Source organism: Devosia sp. (genome assembly GCF_040509215.1).
Classification (GTDB): Bacteria; Pseudomonadota; Alphaproteobacteria; order Rhizobiales; family Devosiaceae; genus Devosia.
The window spans coordinates 1-6,683 of the sequence record NZ_JBEVLL010000185.1; the positions used below are offsets into that span (position 1 = coordinate 1).

The 6,683-nt window shown below is 62.3% G+C and carries 8 protein-coding genes and 1 pseudogene; 6 read left to right on the plus strand and 3 right to left on the minus strand.

Going from position 1 to position 6,683, the window contains the following annotated elements:
- The first annotated feature begins 55 nt into the window (after positions 1-55).
- From ABW043_RS10265 to ABW043_RS10285, 5 genes are all read left to right on the plus strand, one after another.
- Positions 56-913, plus strand: a complete 858-nt coding sequence (locus ABW043_RS10265; protein ID WP_353921115.1) for an ABC transporter permease — start codon at positions 56-58, stop codon at positions 911-913.
- A gap of 4 nt (positions 914-917) precedes the next feature.
- Positions 918-1,946 carry an ABC transporter ATP-binding protein gene (locus ABW043_RS10270; protein ID WP_353921116.1) on the plus strand — a complete coding sequence of 343 codons (1,029 nt, stop codon included), beginning with the start codon at positions 918-920 and terminating at the stop codon, positions 1,944-1,946.
- Positions 1,943-2,857 (plus strand): ABC transporter ATP-binding protein, encoded by a 915-nt coding sequence (locus ABW043_RS10275; protein ID WP_353921117.1) that lies wholly within the window; start codon positions 1,943-1,945, stop codon positions 2,855-2,857. Before ABW043_RS10270 ends, ABW043_RS10275 begins: the two co-directional genes overlap by 4 nt.
- A 63-nt stretch (positions 2,858-2,920) precedes the next feature.
- Positions 2,921-3,862, plus strand: a complete 942-nt coding sequence (locus tag ABW043_RS10280) for a family 43 glycosylhydrolase (RefSeq protein ID WP_353921118.1) — start codon at positions 2,921-2,923, stop codon at positions 3,860-3,862.
- A 68-nt stretch (positions 3,863-3,930) separates the two neighbouring features.
- Entirely contained in the window at positions 3,931-4,737 is an 807-nt protein-coding gene (locus tag ABW043_RS10285) for an alpha/beta fold hydrolase (protein WP_353921119.1), read from the plus strand.
- Positions 4,738-4,869: 132 nt separating this feature from the next.
- On the opposite strand, the gene ABW043_RS10290 is transcribed toward ABW043_RS10285, so the two are convergent.
- The 3 genes from ABW043_RS10290 to ABW043_RS10300 form a co-directional block, all read right to left on the minus strand.
- Complete coding sequence (locus ABW043_RS10290; protein ID WP_353921120.1) at positions 4,870-5,091, minus strand: hypothetical protein; 222 nt, start codon at positions 5,089-5,091, stop codon at positions 4,870-4,872.
- A 127-nt stretch (positions 5,092-5,218) separates the two neighbouring features.
- Positions 5,219-5,710 (minus strand): group III truncated hemoglobin, encoded by a 492-nt coding sequence (locus ABW043_RS10295; RefSeq protein ID WP_353921121.1) that lies wholly within the window; start codon positions 5,708-5,710, stop codon positions 5,219-5,221.
- A complete protein-coding gene (locus ABW043_RS10300; RefSeq protein WP_353921122.1) occupies positions 5,707-6,312 on the minus strand; it encodes a helix-turn-helix transcriptional regulator in 606 nt (201 codons plus the stop codon). Before ABW043_RS10300 ends, ABW043_RS10295 begins: the two co-directional genes overlap by 4 nt.
- 174 nt (positions 6,313-6,486) lie before the next feature.
- Between ABW043_RS10300 and ABW043_RS10305 the strand changes: the two are divergent.
- A pseudogene (locus tag ABW043_RS10305) lies at positions 6,487-6,683 on the plus strand (superoxide dismutase); the annotation flags it as partial.

Consider the following 6,683-nt stretch of genomic DNA (forward strand, 5'->3'; position numbering starts at 1 on the left):
GTCGTGGACTTGCTGCACCCGCTGCTCGATCCGCGCGTTCGGGCGGAGTAGAGCCATGTTCGCCGTTTTTCGCGATCTCATCCGCTACAATGCCGAGTTTACCATCGGGCTGATCCTCGTCGGGATCATGGTGATCTTTGCCTCGCTGTCGTTCTTCGCGCCGATGGACCCCAGCCTGATCTACATGACCATTCCCGACCAGCCGCCTTCAGCGCAGTATTGGTTCGGCACCAACTCGCGCGGGCAGGACCTGTTCTGGCAGCTTTCGGCGGCGTTCAAGAACAGCCTGATCTTCGGCATCACCGTCGCTGTCTTGAGCCGTATCATCTCGATCACGGTGGGGCTCGCTGCGGGCTATCTCGGCGGCTGGGTCGACCGGGTGCTGATGTTCATCAACGACATTTTCGTCTCCGTGCCGATCTTCCCGATCCTCGTGCTCTTCTACTTCGTGCTGCGCAACAACATGGACAGCTTTACCATGGCGCTCATCCTGGCCTGTTTCGGCTGGCCGTTTGACGCGCGGCTGATCCGGTCGGTGGCGCTGGGACTGAAGCATCGCGAATTTACGCGGCATGCCGTGTTTGCCGGGATGTCGACGCGCAAAGTGCTGCTCGAAGAGCACCTGCCCTATGTGATGCCGATCGTGTTTTCGACCTTCATGAACAACATGCTCTGGTCGATCGGCATGGAGGTGACGCTGGCCGTGCTTGGCTTCACCAATATCAACAATCCCACCATCGGCACCGTTCTCTACTGGGCCAATTCGCACTCGGCGATGGTCGTCGGGGTGTGGTGGTGGATCGTCATCCCGGTGATCCTGATCGTCATGACCTTCCTGGGGCTGTTCCTGCTGGCTGTCAGCATGAACGAATATATCGACCCGCGCAGCCGCCTGCGCCGCATGGGGGCTTGAGGCCATGGCCGAGGATATCGTTAAAGTCGAAGGGCTGAAGGCCTATTACCAGATGAACTACTTTGGCGTGCGCCGGGAAGTTCGGGCGGTCGACGGGATCACCATGACCGTGCGCAAGGGCGAGGTCTATGGCATTGCCGGGGAAAGCTCTTCGGGCAAGACAAGCTTCATCAAGGTGCTGGCAGCCGCCATTCGCCCGCCGCTGCGGGTCGTGGAAGGGTCGGTGAAATTCGACTTCAAGAATGGGCCGTTCGAGGTGGCGACGGCGACGCCCAGGGAGATCGAGGCGGTCCGCTGGAAGCACCTGAGCTACATCATGCAGGGCTCGATGAGCGTGCTCAACCCGGTGCGGCGCATCGGGCGGACCTTTCATGACTTTGCCTCGCGGCCGATGGGGCTGACGGGCAAAGCGTTTGAAGACCGGGTGATTGCGCATCTGGCGCGGCTGAAGCTCCCGTCGGAGGTGTTGAGGGCCTATCCGCATGAGCTTTCGGGCGGCATGCGGCAGCGCGTGACCATTGGGCTCGCGACCGTTTGCCATCCCGAATTCATCATTGCCGACGAGCCGACGACGGCGCTCGACGTGGTGGTGCAGAAGGAGGTGCTGAGCCTTATCCGCGACATCCAGAAGGAGATGAACGCGGCCGTGGTGTTCGTGACGCATGACATGAGCGTGCATGCGAACGTGGCTGACCGGGTGGGCATCATCTATGCCGGACGCCTTGTCGAAGAGGGGCCGACGCGGGACATGTTCTTTGCGCCAAAGCATCCCTATACGGCGCATCTGGTGGCAAGCTTGCCGCGCATTGGCGACACCAAGCAGCGGCCGGCGCTCGAAGGGCGACCGCCCAATCTGGCTGATCCACCGCAGGGCTGCCGGTTCCATCCGCGCTGTCCGCTGGCCGTGGACAAATGCCGGCAGGAAGCGCCGCCGCTCGAACAGGTGGGGCCGGATCATCGGACCGCCTGCTGGCGTTGGCAGGATGTGAAACCGCTGGTTGGGGCCAGTGCACCATCGGGAGTGATGGCATGACGACGCTTCTAGATGTGCGGGACGTATCAAAGCGTTTTACGATGGGCGGGATTTTTGGCCGCAAGACCGTCGACGCGGTGATGGATGCGAGTTTTTCGCTGAGTGCGGAGAACCCGGAGATTTTCACCATTATCGGCGAGAGCGGATCGGGGAAGACGACGCTGGCGCGGATGATTCTGGGGCTGGAAGACCCGAGCGAAGGGGAAATCCTGTTTCGCGGGAACAAGGTGACCCGGCATGCGGGGCGGGCGGAAAAGCTCGCCTTCATGAGCCAGGTGCAGCCGGTATTTCAGAACCCGTTCGAGGCGTTCAATCCGCTGAAGAAAATCGAGCGGTATCTCGAAAGTACGGCGCGGCGGTTTTTGCAGACGCGCGACAAGGCCGTGATCGACCGGGCGATGGACGAGGCGCTGCAGAAGGTGGGGTTGAGCCTGAAAGAGGTTCGCGGGCGCTTTCCGCATGAGATGAGCGGCGGGCAATTGCAGCGTTGTGCCATCGCGCGGGCGCTGATCCCCAATCCACCGCTGCTGATCGCGGACGAGCCGGTGTCGATGGTGGACGCGTCGCTGCGCATGAGCATAGTCAATCTGCTCAAGAGCCTGCGGGATGACCTGAAGGTGTCGGTCATCTACATCACACATGACCTGGCGACGGCCTATTACATTTCCAACCGGCTGATCATCATGCAGCGCGGGCGGATCGTTGAGATGGGCGATGCAAGGACGGTGCTGGATAATCCGCAGCATCCCTATTCGAAGCTGCTGAAGGCTTCGGTGCTTTCCACCGACGATGCGGGGGATGGGAAGCTCGCGACCGATCCGGGGATGGTGACGGCGGCTAATGGACTGGTTGGTCAGGCTGGGAAGCTGGTGGCGCGGCCGGATGGGCGGGAAGTGAGAGTCTATGGGTAGTTTCGCAAGGCCCCCTCACCCGGCGCTGCGCGCCGACCTCTCCCCCAAAGGGAGAGGTGAAGAATGAGCGCGCCGATATTTCGGGACCCGATCGAGGATGGGGCGGCTGATCCGACGGTGATCCGGCGGGAAGGCACCAATGAGTGGTGGATGTTTTATACCAATCGCCGGGCGGCGGCCGGGGGAGAGGGGTTTTCCTGGATCCATGGATCGCCGATTGGGGTCGCGGTGTCCACGGACGATGGGGCGAGCTGGCACTATCGGGATACGGTGAAGGGGCTCGACGCGCCCGGGGATGATGGGCTCAATACGCATTGGGCGCCGGAGGTGATCTTTGCCGAGAGGCGGTATCACATGTTCCTCAGCTATATCACCGGGGTACCGACGCACTGGAAGGTGCCGCGGACGATCACGCATTTTGTCAGCGATGATCTTGAGAACTGGACGCGGGTTGGGCCGCTGAAGCTTTCGAGCACGAATTGCATCGATGCATGTGTCTTCAAGAGCCCGGATGGGCTTTGGCGCATGTGGTACAAGGACGAGGGCCAGGGTTCGAGCACCTGGAGCGCGACCAGCACGGATATGTTCGACTGGAAACTCGAGGGGCTGGTGCTGCCGGGATCGCCGGATGCGCCGCCGCATGAGGGGCCGAATGTGTTTCGGCTGGGCGGTTTTTACTGGCTGATCGTCGATGAATGGCGGGGCCAGGCGGTCTATCGCTCGGACGACACGAAGAACTGGGTGCGGCAGGGGATTGTGGGCGGTGAGCCGGGCGTGGATGCGCTGGACCACAAGTTCATGCGCCATGCCCAGGTGGTCGTCGTGGGTGATCACGGTGCGCTTTACTATTTCACCCATCCCGAATGGGATGAGCTGGGGCATAAGGAGGGGCCGCCGGATGCGCGATCGCGGGCGACGGTGATCCATCATGGGCGGTTGACTGTGCAAGACGGCGTACTGGTGCTGGAACGCGATATTCCTATCGATCTGCCGCTTCTGCGATAAAGTCCCGCCCAACAGTCGAAAGCTGTTTTGTGCACTCGTCGCGGCGATGTCATAGATGGAGGGACAATATGGAAGACACTTTCCAGGACGACGGCCTCGACCTTTTTGCGCAAGACGGTCCCCCTGCCCTGCCGGCAGGGGGCGAGTATCTGGAGCGCGACGGCGCCCGAGTGTGGTTCGCCAGCTTCGGCGCGGGGCCTGCGGTGCTTTTGCTGCATGGCGGCATGGGGAATTCCAACAATTTTGGGCATCAGGTGCCGGCGCTGATCGAAGCTGGTTATCGCGTGGTGGTGATCGATAGCCGGGGGCATGGGCGCAGTTCCTGGGATGGCGGGGCGTTTTCTTATGCCCAGTTCGCCGGGGATGCCTTTGCGGTGCTGGATCGGCTGGAGGTCGACAGCGTGGCCGTCGTCGGGTGGAGCGATGGGGCTTGTGCGGGCCTCGCCATGGCGAAGGCCGCGCCGGAGCGCGTGGCCGGGGTGTTTTTCTTTGCCTGCAATGTCGATCCGAGCGGGACGCTGCCGTTTGAGTTTACGGAGACGATCGGGAAATGCCTGGCGCGGCATCAGAAGGATTATGCCGCGCTGTCGCCGCATCCGGAGCGGTTCGACGAGATGAGCGAGAAGCTGCAGGTGATGCAGGGGAGCCAGCCGGACTATTCGGCGGCGGACCTGCGCGCGATTGGTGTGCCGGTGACGGTGGCGCAATCGGAGCGGGACGAGTTCATTCGAGCCGACCATGCGCGGTACATCGCGGAGACGGTGCCGGGGGGGCGGTATGTCGAGATGGCCGGCGTGAGCCACTTTGCGCCGGTGCAGCGGCCTGGGGTGTTTAATGGGGTGGTGCTGGAGTTTTTGGACGGGTTGGATGATTAGGTAGCGTTAGCGACGTCTATTTGTCGGTCGTCACCACCGGGCTTGTCTCGATGGTCCCACAAGGAGGCGAGATGGAGTGCCGGGACAAGCCCGGCAATGACGACGGAGGGGATAGACTTGTGCTCGTAGGCGTTACTGCGCCGGCGGCTCGGAGCCGAGTTCCCGCTGGCGGCGGAGGAAGCCGATCCAGCCGCTGAAGCGGTCGTGGAGTTTGCTGAAGCGGGTGGCGGTGTCGTTGGGGACGCCGAGGGTGATCAGTTCCTCGTGCATGTCCTTGAGGGCGCGTTCCATGTCGTCCGCGTCGTCGAGCAATTGCTCGATCTGCTCCTGGGTCAACCTGACCAATGTTGCCATGACAGATACTCCTTCCCTTTTGGGGGAAGGATACGCTCAAACTTGGGTGTCGTCAGGGGGGAGCAATCACCGAGCGTCGGTAAGTGCAGAGCCCTCGGGTCAAGCCCGAGGGTGACGGTTTGGGGGATTAGGACTTGTCAGGCGTCCAGACCGCGGGCGGTTCGCGTTTTAGCGGGCCCATGGTGGTGATGTCGTTGCCGCGGCGCATGGCGATGTTCATGCGGAAGGAATTGCCGATGCGTTCGGAGCGCTCGATGAAGATTTCGGCGATTTCGGGCGCGCAGAGGCGCGTGACGGTTTCGCGGAAGAGGCGAAGCCAGCGCATGAAGTGGGCGTCTTCAAGCTCGGGGATGGCCATGTGTTTGGGCATGGGGCGGCCGCCATATTTGCCGGTGCCGAGCAGCATGGAGCTCCAGAAATCGGCGATGGTGGCGAGGTGGGCCGGCCAGTCGGCTTCGGGGATGACGCGATTGAAGACCGGACCGATGACGGCATCCTGGCGGGCAGCGGCGTAGAATTCGTTGACGACCTGCTGGATGAGAGCTTCGTCGAGGCCTTCGGGGGTGTCCCAGCCAATGCGGGTGAGGCGCGTGCCGACGGGGGGGCGGGGTTCGGTCATGAGGCGGACTCGGAGGTAATGCGATAGGAGCAGCGACGACCGCCGCTAACGATGTGTTCTTCGCGCTCGACATTGACGTCGGGGCCGAGGACGGCACGGAAAACGTCGAGTTCGGCGCGGCAAAAGCCCTGGCAGGCTGTGGCGGCGGCGCAGATGGGACAGTGGTTTTCGACCAGCAGCAGCGAGCCGTCTGGCTGCTCGTTCCAATCGGCCATATAGCCTTCGCGGCTGCGCAGGTCGACGAGGGCGGCGACGCGATCCTTCAGGTCTGGCTTGTCCGATACGGCGCCTTCATAGGCCTCGCGGGTGAGGGTTTCGCGGGCGGTGATGATGGTGTCGAGGGCGCCTTCGCCGAGGGTCGAGCCGATGAGATCGAGGAGCTGGACGGTGAGGGCCGCGTGCGTATCGGGGAAGCGGGACTGGGCGGCTGATGTGAGCGACCAGGATTGGGTCGGGCGGCCGACGCCGGAGGAGATGTTCTCGGAGGCGACGAGGCCTTCTTGCGCAAGGCGCAGCAATTGCTGGCGCGCAGCTTCGCCGGTGATCCCCAACTGTTCGCCGATGGCGGACGAGGAGAGGCCAGAACGCATTTTCAGGGCCATGAGCACACGCTCGCCGGGGCTGCGCGGCGACCATGCGTAATTTTCCAAGTCCGAACTTGACATATTCGTGGAATGGGTTTTCAAAGTCATTGCTTGGAAAATACTCCGGATGGCCAACAATGGCAAGCCGGTCGCGTTTCTGGTTCTCGGAAGCGCTTTTGAAGGAGCCCCGAAATGGCCTTTGAACTCCCCACCCTGCCCTATTCCACCAATGCGCTGGCCGGTGCCGGCATGAGCCAGGAAACGCTGGAGCTGCACCACGGCAAGCATCATCAGGCCTATGTGACGGCGCTCAACGGGTTTGTTGAGAAGAACCCGGACCTGCAGGGCAAGAGCCTTGAAGAGATCGTTCTCTTTGCCAAGGACAAGGC